The sequence below is a fragment of the Halorubrum sp. DM2 genome (genome assembly GCF_901686465.1).
In the GTDB taxonomy this organism is placed as follows: Archaea; Halobacteriota; Halobacteria; order Halobacteriales; family Haloferacaceae; genus Halorubrum.
In genome coordinates, this window is record NZ_LR594487.1 from 2971162 (window position 1) to 2990166 (window position 19005).

Below are 19005 nucleotides of genomic sequence, written 5' to 3' on the forward strand. Positions count from 1 at the left end.
CGCCGTCGCAGTCGACGACACCGCTGCGCTCGACTACGCCAGCGCGGCCGCCAGCTTCTCGACCGGGTGTACCGGCTCCGGCACCTCGCCGGGACCCTCCTCCAACTGCGTCCGGCAGGAGGTGCCGGGCGCGACCAGCGCGTCGCCGTCGCTCGCCGAGACCTGCTCGAACAGGTTTTCGCCGATGGCCTTACTCATCGCGTAGTGTTCGGCCTCGTAGCCGAACGAGCCGGCCATCCCGCAACAGGAGGTGTCGAGCGGGTCGACGCCGTAGCCGGCGCGCCGCAGCACGCCGACCGCGTGGTGGTCCTTCTTCGTCGCCTTCTGGTGACAGTGGCCGTGGTAGGTGAGCGCCTCGGCGGGCGCGTCGAGTGCGAGTGACTCGTCGAGCCGGAAGGCGTCGACGTACTCCATGACCCCGTAGGCGTTCTCCGAGACTGCGGCCACGTCGTCGTCGGGCACGTCGCTGGCGTCGCCGTCGAGTAAGTCGTGGTAGTCGGACTGGAGCATGACGGCGTCAGAGGGCTCGACGACGACGACCTCCCACCCGTCCCGGACCTCGGGCGCGAGCGTCTCCACGGCGTCTCTGGCCGTCGCGCGCGACACGTCGAGCATCCCCTTCGAGTGGGGCGGGCGACCGCTGCCGTCGACGTCCGGAATCTCGACGTGGCAGTTCGCGGCCTCCAGCACGCGCACCGCGGCCTTCCCCGCGCCGGGGTTGACGTAGGTGGTGTACACGTCGGGGAACAAGAGTACGTCGCGGTCCGCCTCGTCGCGCGGGACGCCCGCGCCGCCGCGGGCCTCGAACCAGTCGGTGAGCGTCTCCGAGCGGAACTCGGGGAGGTCGCGCTCCCGCGCGATCCCGAGCGCCTTCTCCGCGAGGAGGCCGCTCCCGGGAATCTTGTTCGGGAGGTTCGAGAGGGGTGCGAGCGTCGAGGCGAGCGGCGCGAGGTCCTCGAAGCGACCGAGCAGCCGCGTGCGCAGGTCAAGCCCCTGCTCCTCGTGGTGGGCGTGTTCGACCTCCGCCTTCAGCTTCGCCATGTCGACGCCGCTCGGGCAGTCCACCTTACACCCCTTACAGCCGACACACAGGTCCATCACCTCGGTGACGAACTCGTCGTCGGTCGGGTCGTCGGGCAGTTCGCCGCTGATCGCGCCGCGGAGCATGTTGGCCCGGCCGCGGGTCGACTGGATCTCCTCCTCTGCGGCGCGGTAAGTCGGACACATGGTGCCGCCGGTCGTCTCCTGCGGCCCGCGGCAGCCGCCGCAGCCGTGACACAGCTCCACCATCCCCTGCATCCCGTTGTCGATCGCCCACTCCATCGCGGGGTCGAAGCCGGCGTCGTACTCGTAGTCGGCGTCGAACCGGAGGTTCTCGCCCATGTCGTGGTCGCCGCAGACGTTCCCGGGGTTGAGCAGCCAGTCCGGGTCGAACGCGGTCTTTAACTCGCGGAACGCCTCCCACAGGTCGTCCCCGTACAGCTTCCGGTTCCACTGGGTGCGCGCGCGGCCGTCGCCGTGTTCGCCGGACACCGACCCGCCGAGCCGGACCACGGCGTCGGTGACGCGGTCGGCGATGTCGACCATCGCCTCGACGTCGTCGACCTCTTTCGTGTTGATCAGCGGCCGGATGTGTAACACGCCCGGCCCGGCGTGCGCGTAGAAGGTGGCGAACGTGTCGTTGTCTTCGAGTATCTGCTGGAACTCGCGCGTGTACTCGGGGAGGTGTTCGGGCGGGATGGCGCAGTCCTCGATGAAGGAGATGTGTTTCTCGTCGGTGGTGCGGGAGAGTAAGATCGGGAGCCCCGCCTTCCGCATCTTCCAGAAGCGGTCGCGCTCGTCGGGCTCGTGCGCCTCTAAGGCGTCGACCGCGCGCCGCGGCTGGCCCGTCGTCTCGGCCGCGCCGTCGCCCGGCTCGGCCGCCGTCTCCGGGACGACCGCGTCGTTCGCGGCTCCGTCTCCGTCCGCGTCGCCCTCATCCGCCCCGTCCGCGCGGTCGCCGCCCCCGTCCGCCGGGACGCCCACGCGGTCCGCGATGAGGTCGGCGACCTTCCGACGGCCCTCCGCGTCGCTCTCGGCGTAGAACTCGACGAGCAGCACCGAGTCGGTGCCGTCGGGGAGCATGCCGACGACGTCCTCGAACTCCGGCGTGTCGGCCGCGAGCCCGAGGAGGACGTCGTCCATCACCTCGACCGCGGCGGGGTCGTGTTCGAGACACGCCGCCACGTCCTCCATCGCGTCGAGGAGGTCGTCGTACGTCAGCAGTGCCACCGACTTCGTCGCCGGGACCTCGACGAGCGAGACGGTCGCCTCCGTCACGGTCGCGAGCGTCCCCTCGCTGCCGGCCATCAGGCGGCCGAGGTTGACGACCCCTTCCTCGCCGTACTCGCCGCGGTACTCCGCGAGCAGGCGGTCGAGGTTGTAGCCGGAGACGTTCCGTTTCAGTTCGGGGTACCGCTCGTCGATCCGGTCCGCCTCCTCGTCGAGGATCCGAACGATCTCCGCGTGAATCCGCGGCAGGAGGTCGTCGGCGTCCGGGTCCGCCGACTCCCGTAACTCTTCGACCGCGACCTCGCCGAACGTCGTCGCGGTGCCGTCGGCGAGGACGGCCTCGACCTCCTCGACGTAGTGGTCCGTCTTCCCGTACTTCAGCGAGTGGGAGCCGGTGGAGTTGTTCCCGATCGCGCCGCCGAGCGCGGACTTGTCGCGCCACGCGGGGTCCGGAGCGAACTTCAGGCCGTCCGCCTCGACCGCGGCGTTGAGGTCGCCGACGTACGCGCCCGCCTGCGCTCGGGCGGTCCTCGCGTCCGGGTCGGTCTCGATCACCGCGTCCATCTCGCCGGTGAGGTCGAGGACGACCGCCTCGTTGACGGTCTGGCCCGCCAGCGAGGTGCCGCCGCCGCGGGGGAGGACGGGGATCCCCTCGCCGAAGCAGTACTCGTGGACGGCCGCGACGTCCGCGGTCGACTCCGGGATCACGACGCCGATCGGGGTGACCTCGTACGCAGAGGCGTCGGTCGCGTACAGCCGCTTCGAGTAGTCGTCGAAGCGCACGTCCCCGTCGACGCGGCGGTCGAGCGCGTCGACGAGGTCCGGCCGCTCCACGTCGCCGCCGGCGTAGTCGAAATTCCCGCCGTCCGTCGGGTCCGGCGTGTTGGTCGCCATGCGAGTCTCTCACGGTCGAGCGATGAAAAAGGCACCTCCGATCCCGCCGCAACATCCAACACGGAGGCTGCCGAACCGATCCCCATGTCAACTACCGACACGTCGACGTTCACGGGGCGACTCGACGACTTCGGGGTCACCGTCTCCGAGGGGTCGGCGGGGGAGTGCGCGTCGCTGATCGACGACGCCGCGGGCGAGCCGGCGGTCGGGGTGCCGCTGGGGAGGTCTGGACCGGACGCGCTCGCCGATTCGGCGGCGTCGCTGCCGGAGCGCGTCGCGACCGACCCGACGACCGCCGACCTGCGCGCCGCGCACACGGGCGTCACCGCGGCGTCGCTCGGGATCGCCAGCTACGGGAGCGTCGCGATCGAGGCCGACGCCGACGGGACGGAGCCGGTGAGCCTCTTCGTCGACCGCCACGTCGTCGTCCTCCGCGAGACCGACCTCGTGCCCGGCGTCCCCGACGCCTTCGCGTGGCTCGGCCCGCGGGCCCGCGACGAGTCGGTCGACGTGGTGTTCGCGACCGGGCCGAGCGCGACCGCGGACATGGGCGGGCTCGTCCACGGCGCGCACGGCCCGAAGGAGGTCCACGTGGTCCTGATACGCGAGGACGACGCGGACGGCGACTCGCTCGGGGCGACCGACGGGGCGGGGGTGGGGAAATGAGCAGCGACGCCGACGCCGCAACCGACGCGTCGACCGGACCGAAGCGGGAGACGAAGGCCGAGCGGATCCGCGAGCTACTGGCGACCGAGGGCGACGCCGTGGCGGCGAACACCCGCGGGTTCAACGCGGGACGCTACGAGTCGACCGGCCGCCTCGACGGCTACGAGGCGCTGAAAGACGAGGCGCGGGCGATAAAGGAGGACGCAATCGAGCGGCTCCCCGACCTCATCGACGAGGTGCGAGAGACGGTGGAGGCGAACGGCGGGACCGTCTACCTCGCCGACGACGCCGCCGACGCGAACCGGTACATCCGCGAGGTCGCGGCCGAGCGGGACGCCGAGCGCGCGATCAAGTCGAAGTCGATGACCTCCGAGGAGATCGAGGTGAACGACGCGCTCGACGCGGACGGCGTCGAGGTCGTCGAGACCGACCTCGGCGAGTGGGTGCTCCAGCTGGCCGACGAGGAGCCGTCCCACATCGTCGCGCCGGCGATCCACAAGTCCCGCGAGGGGATCTCGGAGCTGTTCGCCGAGCGGTTCGACCTCGACGACCAGCCGGAGACGGCCGAGGAGCTCACGATGTTCGCCCGCGAGCGCCTCGGCGACCTGATCGAGGACGCCGACCTCGGGATGACCGGCGCGAACTTCATCGCGGCCGACTCGGGCACCATGCTACTGGTGACGAGCGAGGGCAACGCCCGGAAGACGGTGACCGCGACGGACACCCACGTCGCCGTCGCGGGCGTCGAGAAGCTCGTGCCGACCGTGGAGGAGTTCGCGCCGTTCGTCGAGCTGATCGGGCGCTCGGGGACCGGTCAGGACGTGACCTCTTACATCTCGACGCTGACGCCGCCCGTCGGCTCGCCCGTGCCCGACTTCGAGGCCGACGAGACGCCCCTCGCGGACGGTTCCGAGGACGACCGCGCGTTCCACCTCGTCTTAATCGACAACGGCCGGCTGGCGATGCGCGACGACGAGACGCTGAAGGAGACGCTGTACTGCATCCGGTGTTCCGCCTGCTCGAACGCCTGCGGCAACTTCCAGAGCGTCGGCGGCCACGCGTTCGGCGGCGAGACGTACTCCGGCGGCATCGCCACGGGCTGGGAGGCGGGGATCGAGGGGCTCGACACCGCCGCCGAGTTCAACGACCTCTGTACCGGCTGCTCGCGCTGCGTGCCGGCGTGTCCGGTCGGTATCGACATCCCGTGGATCAACACCGCGGTCCGCGACCGGATCAACCGCGGCGAGGCGGACCCGAGCCAGCTCGACTGGGCGTTCGAGGAGCTGGTGCCCGACGAGGAGCCGGGCGGACTCGACCTCGGGACGCGACTCGTGGGCAACTACGCGACGCTCGCGGAGTGGGGCCATAAGACCGCGCCGGTCGCGAACCGCCTCGCGAACTTCGGTCCGGCTCGCGCGCTCGCCGAGCGGGTCGTCGGGATCGACCGCCGCCGCGACCTCCCCGAGTTCGCGCGCGAGTCGCTCGTCGAGTGGTTCGCGGACAGGGGCGGGAGCGCGGTCGACCCGGACGAGGCCGACCGCGAGGCCGTCGTCTACCCCGACACCGCGACGAACTACGTCGACGTCGAGCGCGGGAAGGCGACGGTCCGCGCGCTGGAGGCGCTGGGGGTTCACGTCCGAGTCCCCGACCTCCCCGGCAGCGGGCGGCCGCCGCTCTCGCAGGGGATGGTCGCCACCGCCGAGGCGGCGGCCGGGGACGTGTACGCCGGGCTGGCACCCCACCTCGACGCCGGGCGCGACGTGGTCGTGATCGAGCCGAGCGACCTCGCGACGTTCCGCCGCGAGTACGAGCGGTTCCTCCCGGCCGACTCCCACGAGCGGCTCGCGGGCGCGAGCTACGACGCGATGGAGTACGTGTTCGGCCTGCTGGAGGCGGGCGGCGACCCGGCGGCGCTGCGCGCGCCCGCCGAGGGGACCGGGCCGGTTGCGGCCGGCCGGCGGCTCGCGTACCACCCGCACTGTCAGGCCCGCACGGTCGAGGTGGGCGAGTACGCGACCGCAACCTTAGAGCGCCTCGGTTACGACGTGCGCGTCTCGGACACGGAGTGTTGCGGGATGGCGGGTTCGTTCGGCTACAAGACCGACTACTACGAGCTGAGCATGGACGTCGGCGAGCCGCTCCGCGAGCAGTTCGGCGACACCGAGCGCACCGTCGTCGCGCCCGGCACGTCCTGTACCGAACAGCTCGACGCCCTGCTGGAGTCGACGCCGATGCACCCCATCGAGGTCATCGCTCCGCGGGAGTGACGGCTCCCCGACCCGCGAAACACCGGAACGTCCGACCCGCGGGACTCCGGGGCGGCCGACCCGCGAGACCGCGGAGCGTCCGACGCGCGTCGTTCGACAACGAACGCTTAATAGGCGCGCTCGTGACCGTATCGAGTATGAACGCAGCCCCCGAAGAGATCACGTCGCTCGTCGGCCGCGAGGTGTACTCCAGCAACGGCGTCTTCGTCGGAGAGATCGAAGACATCCAACTCGACTTAGACGCCCGCGCCGTGACAGGCCTCGCGCTCGCCGAACTCAACCACGAGCTGTTCGCCGGGGAGGTGGGCGGCTCGACCGGCGTCATCGTCCCGTACCGCTGGGTCCGCGCCGTCGGCGACATCGTTCTGGTCAACGACGTGATCGAGCGCTACGACGCCGGCGAACCGGAGGAAGAGGCGGCCGAAATCGAAGCCCCCTCGGAGACTAGATAGGGGCGTCCCGGTCCGCTTCGTTTGTTTCCGCCCCCGTCTCAGAACGGGAGCGCGTCGCGCAGGCTGGCGATCACGCCGCGCTCCTCGCGACGCGCCTCGTCGAACACCGGGTAGAGCGCGTTGAGCAGCGCCGTCTCGTTTTCGAACTCCCGTTGCGGCACGCGGTCGAGCGCGTCCGAGACGGTGATCGACCGCCCGTGCGCGTCGTAGGGGATCGACTGGTCGCCGAGCGCGTCGCGGAGCTCCGCGGCCGTCGCGGGAAACGACACCTCCGCCTCGTCGATCCGGGCGTCGAGGGCCGCGATGCCGAACTCGATCGCCTCGGGCTCGTCGGTATCGCCGCCGCCGGGTGGCCGTGCTGCCATCGGCGCGGCCTACTTCCTCCGGCGGCTTGAAACCTTGTTCTTCTCACTCGGGGACCGACTCGGTCGGCGGGGCCGCGTCGACGACGGCGAGTTCCACGCCGTCCCCGGACCGGTCGAAGGCGGCGATCGACTCCTCGTCGTACGGCGGGACGGCGACGAGCACCACGCCCGCGAGATCGTCGGTCCGCGACACGCCGAGGAAGCCGTCCGGGTGCGAGAGGAACCGCGCGCCGCCCTCGCCGGCCGGCGTCCCGAGGTCGACCCCGAACACGGAGCTGACCGAGCCCCCCACCGACGGCAGGGTGAAGTGGGTCACCACCGGCGTCTCCGGGTCGAGACCGAGGTCGGTCTCGAACTCGCCGGCGGGCGTCGCAGAGAGCCGGAGGTTCACCTCGTCGGGGTCCTCGCTCGCGGCGCGCTCCCGGAGCACGGTCAACAGGTCGCGGGTGACGTAGATCACTGTTCGAGCGTCGCTACGGGACGGCACCTCAAAAGGACACGCACGAGTCGGCGTCGGCTCGACGGGGCTTCACTCAGAACGGCAGCGCCGACCGAAGCGTCTTCGCGTACAGTCCGGGGGCCTTGCTCCGGGAGTCCGAGAGCGCGTCTTCGAGGGCGACCGCGGCGCGCTCGTGGACGCCGACGCCGTGGCCGACGAGGACGCGCTCCGGATTCAGCCCCGAGAGCGCGGCCGTCGGCGGCGTGAGCCGTAACATCGGGTGGACGCCGAGCCGCTCGCGGTCTCCGCGGAAGTACGACCCGGTGCCGAGCGACTCGGGGACGATCAGCGTCTCGCCGTCGAACAGCCCGACCTCCTGCCACGGCGGGACCGACGAGTCGCGGATCCGGATCGCCTCGAAGCCGGTGTCGGCGAGCCGCGCGCCGAATCGCTCGACTTCGACGTCCGGGTCGAGGTCGTCGGCGACGCCGGTCATCCGCTCGGGGACGTACACCGGCACGTCGTGGCGCGCGGCGAGCACGTCGCTGTCGCGCACGTGGCGGTCGAGTCCGATCACGACGCCGGCGACGGTGCCCAGTTCGTCGAGCAGGTCGTCGACGCCGGGCGCGTCGACCGGGTCGACCACCCACACGTCGTCCTCGTCGCTCTCGTCGTTGTGGACCGCGAACGCGTGGCTCGCGCGCTCCATCGTCTCGTCGGGGTACGCGATCCAGCCGACGCCGCCGTCGTATCGATCGATCTCGTGAAGGTCCGGCTCGTCGCCTTTCATGCTCATACGAAGTCGTTCGGGCCGACGCCTTGTTAACCCGTCTCCGTCGGAACGGCGATCCGACCGGCCGGTTCCGGCCGACGGGAAGCGGGGGAACACGTTCGGGAACGCCCCCAAACGGATCGGGATCGTAACCGGGGGTGAGCGATGTTCGACGACCTCGACACGGACCGGCGGCCGCTGGTCCTCGTCTGGGAGGTCACGCAGGCCTGCGGGCTGGCGTGCCGGCACTGCCGCGCCGACGCGCAGCCGCGGCGACACCCCGACGAGCTGACGACCGCGGAGGGGAAGCGACTGCTGGAGGACGCGGCCGAGTTCGGCGACGGACAGCTGGTCGTCCTCTCCGGCGGCGACCCGCTCGCGCGCGACGACCTCACGGAGCTGGTCGCACACGGCGACGACCTCGGACTCCGGATGACGATCACCCCGAGCGGGACCCAGTCGCTCACGCCGGCGCGCGTCCGCGACCTCGGCGACGCGGGGGTCGCGCGGATGGCGCTCAGCCTCGACGGCTCGACTCGCGAGCGCCACGACGCGTTCCGCGGCGAGGAGAGCTTCGAGGACACCGTCGAGGCCGCACACGCCGCGTCCGACGCCGGAATCCCGCTTCAGGTCAACACCACCGTCTGCGCGGACACGGTCGACGACCTCTCCGCGATCCGCGACCGCGTCCGGGAGCTGGGCGCGGTCCTCTGGAGCGTCTTCTTCCTCGTCCCGGTCGGCCGCGGTCGCGTCCTCGACCCGGTCTCCCCGGAGCGCGCCGAGGACGTGATGGCGTGGCTCCACGAGGTCTCCGACGAGGAGCGGTTCGGCGTCAAGACCACCGAGGCCCCCTTCTACCGTCGCGTCGGGATCGAACGCGCGACCGAGGACGAGTCGGACGGGGCCGCACAGCGCCGCGGCGGGATCACGGCCGGGCGCGGGTTCGCGTTCGTCAGCCACACCGGCGAGGTGTACCCCTCGGGCTTCCTCCCCGAGTCGGCCGGCGACGTCCGCGAGCGGTCCGTCGTCGACCTCTACCGGAACGCGGACCTGTTCGAGTCGCTGCGCGACCCCGACGGGTTCTCGGGGAAGTGCGGGTCCTGCGAGTTCCGCCACGTCTGCGGCGGGAGCCGGTCGCGGGCGTACGCCGCCACCGGCGACCCGACCGGCAGCGACCCGCTCTGCCCGTACGTCCCCGAGGGATACGACGGGCCGCTTCCGGAGCGGCAGCGCGGGGAGGGGGGCGACGGCGACCGCCCGGAACCGGCGGACTGAGCCGGCGATCGGCCGACGGGCCTCGAACCGGCGTCAAGCGTACGCTCCGAACTGCCGTCAGGCGTACGCCTCGAACTCCTCGCCGAACGCGAGGAAGTAGCCGGTGCCGACGACGCCGATGACGGCCGCGACGGTGAACGCGACCTCGGGGCTGACGAAGTCCCAGAGGTAGCCGCCGACCGCGGCGCTCGGGATGACAATCGTGTTCCGGATCAGGTAGTACGTCCCGGTGACGCGGCCGCCGGACCCGCTCTCGGCCGGCCCGACGATCAGCGCCTTGTGCGACGGCAGCCCGGCGAACCGCAACCCCGAGAACGCGAAGACGGCGACCATCACCGCCCACAGCGGCAGCGCCGACCCCGCGAGCGCCGGCGCGTAGATCAACACGACGGGGAAGACGGCGTACACCGCGAAGCCGACCGCGACGACCGGCTTGAGTCCGACCCGCTCCGCGAGCTTCGAGGCCGGGACCATGATCAGTAGCGCGACGAGCATCTCGACGCCGAGCAGGTAGCCGAAAAAGGCCTGCGGGGAGAGGTCCACGCCGTAGGAGAACCCGCCGAGCGCGACCGTGGCGTCGAGCCCGACCTCGAAGAACTGGGTGACCACCAGCACGAAGAACACGTACACCATCCCGTTGGCGAACCGCACGAGCGTGTCCCCGACGAGCAGCGGGCGGAGGGGTTCGGGCATCTCGCGGAGGTCGGAGCGTATCTGGTCGAGTCCGGCGAAGGAGTCGCCGATGGAGTCGTCGCTCGCGTCGTAGAGGACGTGTTGGACGAGCGTACCGAGCGCGCCGAAGACGACCGCGACCGCGAGGACGAACTGGAAGCTCACGGTGAACTCCGAGCGAAGCCCGATGAGGACGGCCGCCAGCACCGGGCCGACGAGGAACGCCGTCCGCCGGAACGTCTCCGTGCTGGCGAACCCCGCGGCCAGCCGTGAGGGGGCGGTCGCCTGCTTGACGACCGCGAACGTCGCGCCCAGCCCGAACGACTTCCACGCCTGCGCCAGAATCAGGCCGACGAAAATCCACACCCACGGCTCGACGGTGACGCCCCCCACGCTGATCGCGCCGATACCGGGCGCGACCAGCCAGACGAGGAAGCCGACGGTCGACAGCAGCCCGAAGAGGGTCAGCGCGTACCGCGATCCGAGGCGGTCCGAGACCGCGCCGCCCGGATACGGGTACAGCGCCGAGATGACGTTCCCGAACGTGCCGAACAGGCCGACGACGAACCCGGACGCCCCCAAGGCGACCATGTACTCGGGGAGGAAGCGGTTCGTCATCTGGAACCCGAGACTGAACGCGAACATCGCGACCGACAGGACCAGCACGTCCCGCTCTAACGCGAAGAACTGCCGGAACCCGTCCAGCGCATCCGGAGCCGCTCCGTCGTCACCGTCGCCGTCCGTCGCGTCCTCCGGGTTGCCCTCGCTCACGGAAGGTCCTCCGGGGTCGTCGAACGGTCAAGGTCGTCGACTCCGAGTCGGCCGAGCGATACGAGAGCAGGAGCCATACTCGCGGTCCGGTTCGCGTCGATAAAAACCCGGGCGGTAGAGAACCGTCAGTCCCGCTCCGACTCGACGACCCGAACGAGTTCGCGAAGCTCCGCCATCCCGAGCGGCTCGATCCGTTCGCGGGTCCCGTCGGTCGTGTACAACAGGCTCGCGGAGACCGCCTTGTCGGGGAACCACTCGTCGAGGACGTGGTAGTACACGCTGAGCTGTTTCCGGTACTCCGGCTGTGCCCGCGGCGTCGCGTCCGTCTTGTAGTCGACGATCTCGACCCGATCGGCCGTCTCGTGGACGAGATCTGCGATCCCCGAGACGGTCACCCGGCGGCCGTCGACCTCGATCGGGAGCGTCACCGGCTCCTCGACGTGTTTCTCGCCCGGCAGGTCGTCGAGGAGGGCGACGACCCTCCGCTCGTGGTCGTTCGACGGCGTCACGTCGTCGCCGAGCGCGTACGCCTCGGCGAAGTCGTGGACGCGCGAGCCGAAGTCCATCCCGCGCGTCTCCGGTTCCGATTCGGGTTCGGGGCCCGCCTCCGGTCGTTCGTCGGCCTCCTCGAACACCGTCTCGTCCATCAGCGAGTGCGGGGTGTGACCGATCGGGCCCTCCGGGGCCGTCACCGCGAACGGCAGCTCCGCGTCGGCCGGCTCGCCGCGGTCGAACGGCTCGACGGCGGGGTCGACCTCCTCGACGGCGACCGGAAGCTCCCGGAGGAACGCGTTCGGCTCCTCGCCGGCCGCGAACACGACGTGGCTCTCCGCGCGCGACACCGCGACGTAGAGCAGCCGCCGCTCCTCGTCGTACTCCCGGGGCAGACAGCGCCGACGGACGTCGTGTCGCCAGCTGTCGTAGACGTGCGGATGTGCCCCCGCCTCGGAGTACCGTTTCCGCTGTCGGAGGCCGACCGGATCCCGGTACTCGACGACGCTCGATCCGCCGGTCCGCGGCGGGAACCGCCCCTCGTTCATGTTCGCCAGCACGACGATCGGATACTCCAGCCCCTTCGCCGTGTGTATCGTCTGGACGGTCACGGCGTCGTCCCCCGCGTTCGCGCTGAGGTCGACCGTGCTTCCGGCCTCGATGCCGCGCTCGACGAACCGGATCAGCTCGCCGCGGGTGACGGTCGTCGCGTCGTACGTCGACTGGATCGTGTGGAGGAGGAGGTCCGCGGTGTCGCCCGTGAAGCCGTAGCGGTCGAAGACGCGGCGTGCGACCGCGCCGACCGACTCCAACTCGCGGAGCGCGTCGCGGAACGCGGCCGCGTCGTCCGGGTACGTCTCCGTCTCCAGCGCGTGGTCGATCTCGTCGAACGCGTAGCCGGCCCGTTCGAGGACGACCGCCCAGCCGCGGTCGGCGTCCGACTCGAGGATCCGGAGCCACGCGAGTAGCAGCTTCGCCGGGTCGGTCCGGAACAGCTCGATCCCGCCGTCGTACGCCATCGGGAAGTCGTACTCGTCGGCGACGTCGAGGAGCTCCCGGCCGTAGTCTCGGGTCCGCGTGAACACCGCGATATCGCCGTACTCCGGCGGACGCGGCTCGCCGTCCTCCCCCTCGACGGCGTAGTCGTCGTCGCCGACGATGTCCTGGACCTTCGAGAGGACTGCCTCGTGTTCGTCCTCGTGGGTGATTCCCTCGACCACCGTGTTGTCGAACGCCGCGTTCGAGGAGAGTTCGACGACGTCGTCGAGCGGGGCGTCGACGTCCTCGCCGCCCGTCGCCGGCGTCTCGATGGCCCGCTCGGAGAGGTCGATGACCGACGCCGTCGAGCGGTAGTTCTCCCGGAGCTCGATCCGGGTCGGGTCGGCGGCGTCGAAGGAGACACGCTCGGCGTCGTCGTTGAGGTCGGCGGCGAACCGCTCCAACCGGTCCTCGAAGTCGAGGATGTTCCGCACGTCCGCGTACTGGAACGAGTAGATGCTCTGCTTCCAGTCGCCGACGGCACAGAAGTTCTCCGTCCCGGACAGGAGGAGGGCGAGCTTGAACTGGATCTCGCTGGTGTCCTGAAACTCGTCGACCATGACGTACTCGAACTGCGCTTCCTCCCGGACCCGCGGGTCCTCGCGGAGGAGTACGAACGCGAACAGCTGGAGGAAGCCGAAGGTGAGGTAGTTCCGCCGCAGGGCGAACCGGACGTACTCGACGTAGGCGTCGTGAACGAACGACTTGAGCGCCTCGCGGTCCTCGAAGAACACCTCCCGCGCCACGTCGTCGTCGAGCCGCTTCGTCCCGCGCCCGCCGCGGAGCGCCGACTTCGAGGGCGCGTCGCCGAGGTACGCCTTGTTCCGTCCGAAGCGGCTCAGGTCCTCGCGGAGCGGCGACTGCTTCCGCCCGTCGTTTCGAGGCTGATTCGCGGCGTCGAACAGCTCCTCGAACGCCGCGAAGTCGCCGTCGAGGTGCGACTCGCCGTCGCCGTACCAGCCGTCGGTCGTGGGGACGACCCCCTTCGCGGCGAGCTCCCGGATCAGGTCGAGCAGCTCGCCCGGCTCATCGAGGATCCGATAGAACGCGGCGTACTCCGGGTGGTCGTCGCGGAAGCCGCCGAAGAACTCCCGGAACCGCTCGGTCTCGACCAGCTCGTCGTCCACCACCCGCGTCGAGCCGGTGATCCGCTCGTCGAGGCCGAGGTGCGTCGGGGCGGCGTGGCCGTGTTCCCCGAGTATCTCGTTACAGTGCGAGTGGAACGTCCGGATCGGCGCGTCGGCCAGCTCCCGCAGCCCGTACTCGCTGCGGTCGACGATCCGCTCTTTCATCTCCGTCGCAGCGCTCCGCGTGAACGTCGCGAGCAGGACGTCGTCGGGCTCGACGTCGTCACGGTCGACGACGTTCCCGTAGCGACGGGCGATGGCGAACGTCTTCCCGGTCCCCGGGCCGGCGTCGACGAGGTAGGTCCCCTCGGTGTGCTCGATCAGCTCCCGTTGCGCGTCGTTGGGCGTCGGGTCGCTCATCGGTCCCCCTCTAACAGCAGGTCGCGGTTGTCCACTCGGCGGTAGTTCGGCTCGCCCCCGAGCCCGTCGACCGGGAAGCGCTCCTCGCCGGCCCGTCGCCGGTTCAGCTCTTCCAAGCGCTCGTCGACGAACGACTCGAACGCGTCGAGGTCCTCACGGAAGAACGCGCGCCTGCGGACGCCGTTGAGCGCCCGGATCGCCTGATCCGCGCCCTTCTCGGCGTCGACCGCACCGGACGTTCCGGCGTCGACGGCGGCGGTGAACCGCTCGGCGAACGCGGAGGCGCGAAGCTCGCCTTTGTCTGTCGTCTCGGGGAACGACAGATCCGCGACGGCGTCGGCGTAGGCCGCGTAGCCCAACTCCTCGAACGTCTCCCGACAGTCGGTGTACCCGTCGAGCAGTTCCTCGTAGGCGTCCCGGGAACCGACGTACTCGTCGAACGTGACGGGGTGATACGAGACCGTCGTGAGCGCGTCGTCGAGGTCGGCGTCGCCCGCGATCACGTCGTCCATCGGTTCGAGGAAGTGGAAGAAGGTGAACTCCAGCGGCTCGTCCGGTCGGAGGGTTCGGTAGTAGGTCAGGTACAGCGCCGCCTGGAAGTTCGGCGTCTCCGCCGGCGGATCGATCGCCGCGTTTGTGACCACCTGCGAGGGTCGCTTCTTGGACCCGCTCTTGTAGTCGAGCAGGTGCGTCGGCGTTCGCACGAGGTCGATCTTTCCCTTGACGCCGAGCGCGCCGTCCTCGAACCAGCGCTCGGTGAGCGGGGAGTCGACCGGGCGGTCGAAGTGGTCCGCGAAGAAGTTGTCGCCCCAGCCGGATGTCGCCGTGAGGAACTCGTCGGACTCCGGTCCGTTCTCGTCGAGGTACGCTGGGATTAGCTCCAGTCCGATTCGGTATCTCCGCCGGCGGAGGGGCTCGTCCGACGCCGAGAAGAACGCCTCGGTCTCCCCGAGCATGGCGTCGACGAGGTCGTCGAGGTCGGCCGCCGCGACGGCGTCGGGGTGGTTCACGTAGAACTCCGCGAAGTCGTGGAAGAGGTTCCCCTCGACGAACCGCTCCCGATCGGGCGAATCGAGGAGCCGCCCGAAGAGATAATCTCGCGGGCTGTTGACGTAGCCGTTGAGGGCGGACTGGCTGACCGTCTCGACCGTCTCAGCGTCGACCCCGAGCGGCCGGCGGTCGAAGCCGTCGCCGGTCTGTCGCGGCCGCCGTCGGTGTTCGACCGAGTCGAGGTCGCTGAACCGCTCGAACCCCTCGTCGAGCAGGTCGCCGAAGTACAGACAGGGCGTGACGGGCTCCCCACCCGCGGCGTCCCGGACGAGGTAGTACCGCCGGTCGCCGCTCTGGAGCAGGCGCTGGAAGTCCCCGACGTAGCGCTCGAACTGCGTCTCGGCGTCCACCCACGGCCGCTTCGGGGCCCAGTGCGTCCACTCCTCGCCCATTCCGAGGTGGAAGACCACGGGTCGGTCCACGTAGGCCGATGACTTCGCGTCGGCGAGGAGGACGCCCTCGTTGTCCCTGTCGACGGGGACCTCGTAGGTCTGGAGGTAGTAGGCGAGCCGGTCGACCGCGCCCTCGGTCACGGGTTCGTCGGCGAGACCGAGCTTCCGTAGCTCCTCGTCGAAGCGCGTCAGCTCGACCCCGGCTCTGTCCGCGTACGCGTCGAGCGCCGCCGCGAACGTCCGGTCCTCGACGCCGTCGCGAAACTCCCGCAGCCACTCGACTCCGGGACCGTCGACCGTCGCCAGTCGCCTGTCGCGGTCGCGGACCGGAGCGTCGACGCCCAACTGCGAGAGCACCGGCCGGGCGTCGCCGACGGTCGTGTCGGACCCCCGGAAGCCGAGCCGGAGGAGCTGGACGAACGCCCTGTGGTGCGGGTCGTCGGCGAACCCCGGACCGCCGTAGAAGGGAATATCGGCCGCTTCGAGGGCGGACTCGACGAGCGAGGAGTACTGGCCGCCGCCGTCGAGGACGACCGCGACGCGGTCGGCGTTGCGCGCCGAGACGGCGTCGAGGAGCGCCGCGACGATGTCGGTCGCCGACTCGAAGACGTGGAAGGGCGGGCGGTCGAACGCCCCGTCGGTGAACAGGTCGACGCGGTCGAACGACTCCGGGAGGACGCCGCGCTCCAAGGTCGTCAGCCGGTCGTGGCCGACGACCGCGACCGACTGGCCGTCATCGACAGAGTACTCCGTGAGCCGCTTCGACGTGGTTCGGAGGTCTCGCATGGCCGCGACGACCTCGCGGGTCGCGTCGTCGACGTAGGCGTCGTACTCGAAGATCGCGTCGAGCCGCCCCTGCTGTTCCCAACACTGGAGCACGTTCCCCACGGCGTACGCGATCGCCTTCCAGTCGCGGTCCGTCTCCGAGACGAGTTCGAGGAACGCGCGGCGGTCCTCCGCCTGTTCACGCCGACCGGCCGCGAGGCGGCGCGGGGTGGTGGCGAACGTCCCGAAGTGCGGGCGGTCGAGGCGGCGGTTGATCGCGCTCGCGAGCGGGGCGTCGGGAGCGACGACGAGGTCGTACTCGGCGAGTTCCGCGTAGAGTGCGTCTGCCGACTTCGCTTCGCGGATAGGCACGACTACGCGAGAAACGGACGAGTCACAAAAAGATAGCGGGGCGGCGCGCTCGGTCGGGCTGAGAACGTCACGACCGTCGCCGCCGCGCCGTCACCAGTCGTACTCGTCTCGGGGGTCGACCGCGTCGCGCTCGCGGTCGAACACGTGCTCGCCGTCGACGAAGACGTGTCGCGTCCGGCTGTCGTTCTCGTAGAAAACCCCGTCCCAGACCGCCACGTCGGCGTCGGTGCCGGGCTCCAGCGTGCCGACGCGGTCGTCGATCCCGAGGATCTCCGCCGGGTACCGCGTCACCGCCTCAAGCGCCTCCTCGGCGGGGAACCCCTCGCGGACCGCGAGCCCGACGCAGACGTCGAGGTGCTGTTGGGGGAGCACGGGCGCGTCCGTCTGGATCGCGACCTTTACGCCCGCCTCGCGGAGGATCGCCGGCGTCTCGAAGGTGATGTTTCGGAGCTCGTACTTCGCGCCCGAGTACAGCGACGGGCCGACGATCGCGGGCACGTCGCGCTCCGCGAACTCCTCGGCGATCAGGTGGCCCTCGGTCGCGTGTTCGATTGAGAGCGACTCGATCCCGAACTCCTCGGCGATCCGGAAGACCGTCATGATGTCGTCGCTGCGGTGCGCGTGAACGCGGAGCGGAAGCCCCTCGGTGAGCACCCGCGCGAGGTTCTCCATGCCGAGGTCGCGCTCGAACGGCTCGCCCTCGTTGCGGGCGTGTTCGCGCCGGTCGACGTAGTCTTCGGCCTCCATCAGCGCCTCGCGGAGCGTGGCCGCGACGCCGGGCCGCGTCGACGGCTGGCGGCCCTGCTCCTCGCCGTGGAAGCGCTTCGGGTTCTCGCCCATCGCGGCCTTCATCCCGTCTTCGCGGATCAGCATCTCGTCGGCGGTCAGCCCGTGGGTCTTCATCGAACAGATGATCCCGCCGATCACGTTGCCGGACCCCATCCGCGCCGACACCGAGGTCACGCCGTTCTGGAACGCGTGTTTCAGCTCCTCGTCGCGGGGGTGGAAGCCGTCGAGCGCGTTGACGTGCGGGGTGACCGCCGCGGTCCCCTCGTTGACGTCGCCGTCCTCCGGCTCGCCCCACTCGGCCATGCCGGCGTGGCTGTGCGCGTCGACCAGCCCCGGCGTGACGTGGTGGCCCGAGACGTCGATCACGGTCGCTTCCGCGGGCGGCTCGCCCTCCTCGACGGAGACGATCTCGCTGTCGTCGATGACGACGGTGGCGTCGATCGTTCCCCGCTCCGTTGCCGTGTGGACGGTCCCGCCGACGAGCGCGTACATGGAACGAGGTTTCGCGGGGCGGTACTAAACGGTCAGGGCTGCGGCCGGTCGAACCGGTGACCGTCGCTGGGAGCCGACGGGTTTTCGCATCTGCCGCTCGCGGAGTCACGGCGATCAGCGGAGGGTCGCGGTCGCTCTAAGAGAAGTAAAAATCGGATGGGCGTACAGGACTGAACCGCAGTCTTACGCTCGCTCCGCTCGCTTCACTCCTGATTCAAATCCCTCTACCCAGTTTCGTTACTCGCCGTTCGGCTCGTGGCAGAAACATGGGCGCTACAGGATTTGAACCCGTGGCAACTTGGTCCGAAGCCAAGCACTCTGTCCAAACTGAGCTAAGCGCCCGTATCCGGAGTTACTTCCGAGACCGTGTTAAGTCCCGCGATTCGAAATCGGCGTCGCGCAGCCCGTCGGTCTACGGCTCGTTCCCGCCGGTCGATCGATTCGCGGATGTGACACGTCAGTCCCCCACAGCGGCGTTTTCTCCCGGTTTTGCGACCGAATCGGGCGGCTGAACGGTCGCGGAGGCACGCGGAGACGCGGAGCGGGCCTACGAGGGGCGATCAAAAAGAATATTATTCGGAGCGGGCATGTTTCGGTAGTAGATGTGTCCTGGTCGTACGGCCTCACAGCCGAACGAGCGGCTCGCGCCGACGTCGTCGCCCCCGAGGTGCGTCCATGTATGAGTTGACGCCGCAGTTCGACGCCGAGGTCGACCCCGGGACCAACATCCTGTTGACCGGTCCGCCGCTCAGCGGGAAGCGGTCGATGATGATGGACATCCTCGCCGCGGGGACCGACCGCGACGAGGGGGCCATCGTGGTCACCACGAAGGACGGTGCCGACCGGGTTCTCCGCGACTACGAGAAGCGGACGCCGTACGAGGGGAAACCCGTCGCAGTCGTCGACTGCGTCACGCGCCAGCAGGGCGGTGAGACGCGGGAGTCCGACCGGATCAAGTACGCCTCCTCGCCGGTGGACATGACCGGCATCGGGATCAAGCTCTCGGAGTTCCTTCAGGCGTTCGGCGACCGGGGCATCGAGCGGAACCGCGTGATGGTCCACTCGCTGTCGACGCTGCTGATGTACTCGGACCTCCAGACCGTGTTCCGGTTCCTCCACGTGTTCACGGGACGCGTCCAGAGCGTCGACGGGCTGGGGCTGTTCAGCATCGACTCGACGGCCCACGACGATCAGGCGATGAACACGCTCAAACAGCTGTTCGACGGGATCATCACCGTCACCGAGGACGGCGAGCCGGACATCCGGCTCGCCTGACCGGTCGGC

General features: G+C 70.1%; 13 protein-coding genes and 1 tRNA gene. 5 read left to right on the forward strand and 9 right to left on the reverse strand.

Features of this window, described 5'->3' with window-relative positions:
- Nucleotides 1–33 precede the first annotated feature (33 nt).
- A complete protein-coding gene (locus QOL69_RS14945; protein ID WP_283403807.1) occupies nucleotides 34–3165 on the reverse strand; it encodes an FAD-binding and (Fe-S)-binding domain-containing protein in 3132 nt (1043 codons plus the stop codon).
- A gap of 84 nt (nucleotides 3166–3249) precedes the next feature.
- Here QOL69_RS14945 and QOL69_RS14950 point away from each other — a divergent pair, with 84 nt between their 5' ends.
- From QOL69_RS14950 to QOL69_RS14960, 3 genes are all read left to right on the forward strand, one after another.
- Nucleotides 3250–3831, forward strand: coding sequence for an LUD domain-containing protein (locus QOL69_RS14950; RefSeq protein WP_283403808.1), 582 nt, complete (start codon nucleotides 3250–3252; stop codon nucleotides 3829–3831).
- The gene (locus QOL69_RS14955) at nucleotides 3828–6098 is read left to right on the forward strand and encodes an LUD domain-containing protein (RefSeq protein WP_283403809.1); all 2271 of its coding nucleotides are present in this window, start codon (nucleotides 3828–3830) and stop codon (nucleotides 6096–6098) included. The genes QOL69_RS14950 and QOL69_RS14955 overlap by 4 nt, the downstream gene beginning before the upstream one ends.
- Before the next feature lie 137 nt (nucleotides 6099–6235).
- Nucleotides 6236–6550, forward strand: coding sequence for a PRC-barrel domain-containing protein (locus QOL69_RS14960; protein WP_283403810.1), 315 nt, complete (start codon nucleotides 6236–6238; stop codon nucleotides 6548–6550).
- Nucleotides 6551–6588: 38 nt separating this feature from the next.
- Here QOL69_RS14960 and QOL69_RS14965 read toward each other — a convergent pair whose 3' ends face one another.
- The 3 genes from QOL69_RS14965 to QOL69_RS14975 form a co-directional block, all read right to left on the reverse strand.
- Nucleotides 6589–6915, reverse strand: a complete 327-nt coding sequence (locus tag QOL69_RS14965) for a DUF5789 family protein (protein ID WP_283403811.1) — start codon at nucleotides 6913–6915, stop codon at nucleotides 6589–6591.
- Between the two features lie 43 nt (nucleotides 6916–6958).
- Nucleotides 6959–7375, reverse strand: coding sequence for a JAB/MPN domain protein-containing protein (locus tag QOL69_RS14970; protein WP_283403812.1), 417 nt, complete (start codon nucleotides 7373–7375; stop codon nucleotides 6959–6961).
- Between the two features lie 73 nt (nucleotides 7376–7448).
- On the reverse strand, nucleotides 7449–8144 hold the full coding sequence (locus QOL69_RS14975) for a hypothetical protein (RefSeq protein WP_283404252.1): 696 nt from the start codon (nucleotides 8142–8144) through the stop codon (nucleotides 7449–7451).
- A gap of 147 nt (nucleotides 8145–8291) precedes the next feature.
- On the opposite strand from QOL69_RS14975, the gene QOL69_RS14980 reads away from it, so the two are divergent.
- The gene (locus QOL69_RS14980; protein WP_283403813.1) at nucleotides 8292–9401 is read left to right on the forward strand and encodes a radical SAM protein; all 1110 of its coding nucleotides are present in this window, start codon (nucleotides 8292–8294) and stop codon (nucleotides 9399–9401) included.
- Between the two features lie 57 nt (nucleotides 9402–9458).
- Here the strand turns inward: QOL69_RS14980 and QOL69_RS14985 are convergent, their stop codons facing one another.
- From QOL69_RS14985 to QOL69_RS15005, 5 genes are all read right to left on the reverse strand, one after another.
- A complete protein-coding gene (locus QOL69_RS14985; protein WP_283404253.1) occupies nucleotides 9459–10778 on the reverse strand; it encodes an MFS transporter in 1320 nt (439 codons plus the stop codon).
- Nucleotides 10779–10969: 191 nt separating this feature from the next.
- On the reverse strand, nucleotides 10970–13861 hold the full coding sequence (locus QOL69_RS14990; RefSeq protein ID WP_283403814.1) for a UvrD-helicase domain-containing protein: 2892 nt from the start codon (nucleotides 13859–13861) through the stop codon (nucleotides 10970–10972).
- Complete coding sequence (locus tag QOL69_RS14995) at nucleotides 13858–16440, reverse strand: PD-(D/E)XK nuclease family protein (RefSeq protein WP_283403815.1); 2583 nt, start codon at nucleotides 16438–16440, stop codon at nucleotides 13858–13860. Before QOL69_RS14995 ends, QOL69_RS14990 begins: the two co-directional genes overlap by 4 nt.
- A gap of 90 nt (nucleotides 16441–16530) precedes the next feature.
- Entirely contained in the window at nucleotides 16531–17721 is a 1191-nt protein-coding gene (locus QOL69_RS15000) for an amidohydrolase family protein (protein WP_283403816.1), read from the reverse strand.
- 267 nt (nucleotides 17722–17988) lie between these two features.
- A tRNA-Arg gene (locus tag QOL69_RS15005) sits at nucleotides 17989–18063 on the reverse strand.
- A gap of 333 nt (nucleotides 18064–18396) precedes the next feature.
- Between QOL69_RS15005 and QOL69_RS15010 the strand changes: the two genes are divergently transcribed.
- Nucleotides 18397–18996, forward strand: a complete 600-nt coding sequence (locus QOL69_RS15010; RefSeq protein WP_048077212.1) for an RAD55 family ATPase — start codon at nucleotides 18397–18399, stop codon at nucleotides 18994–18996.
- Nucleotides 18997–19005: the final 9 nt, after the last annotated feature.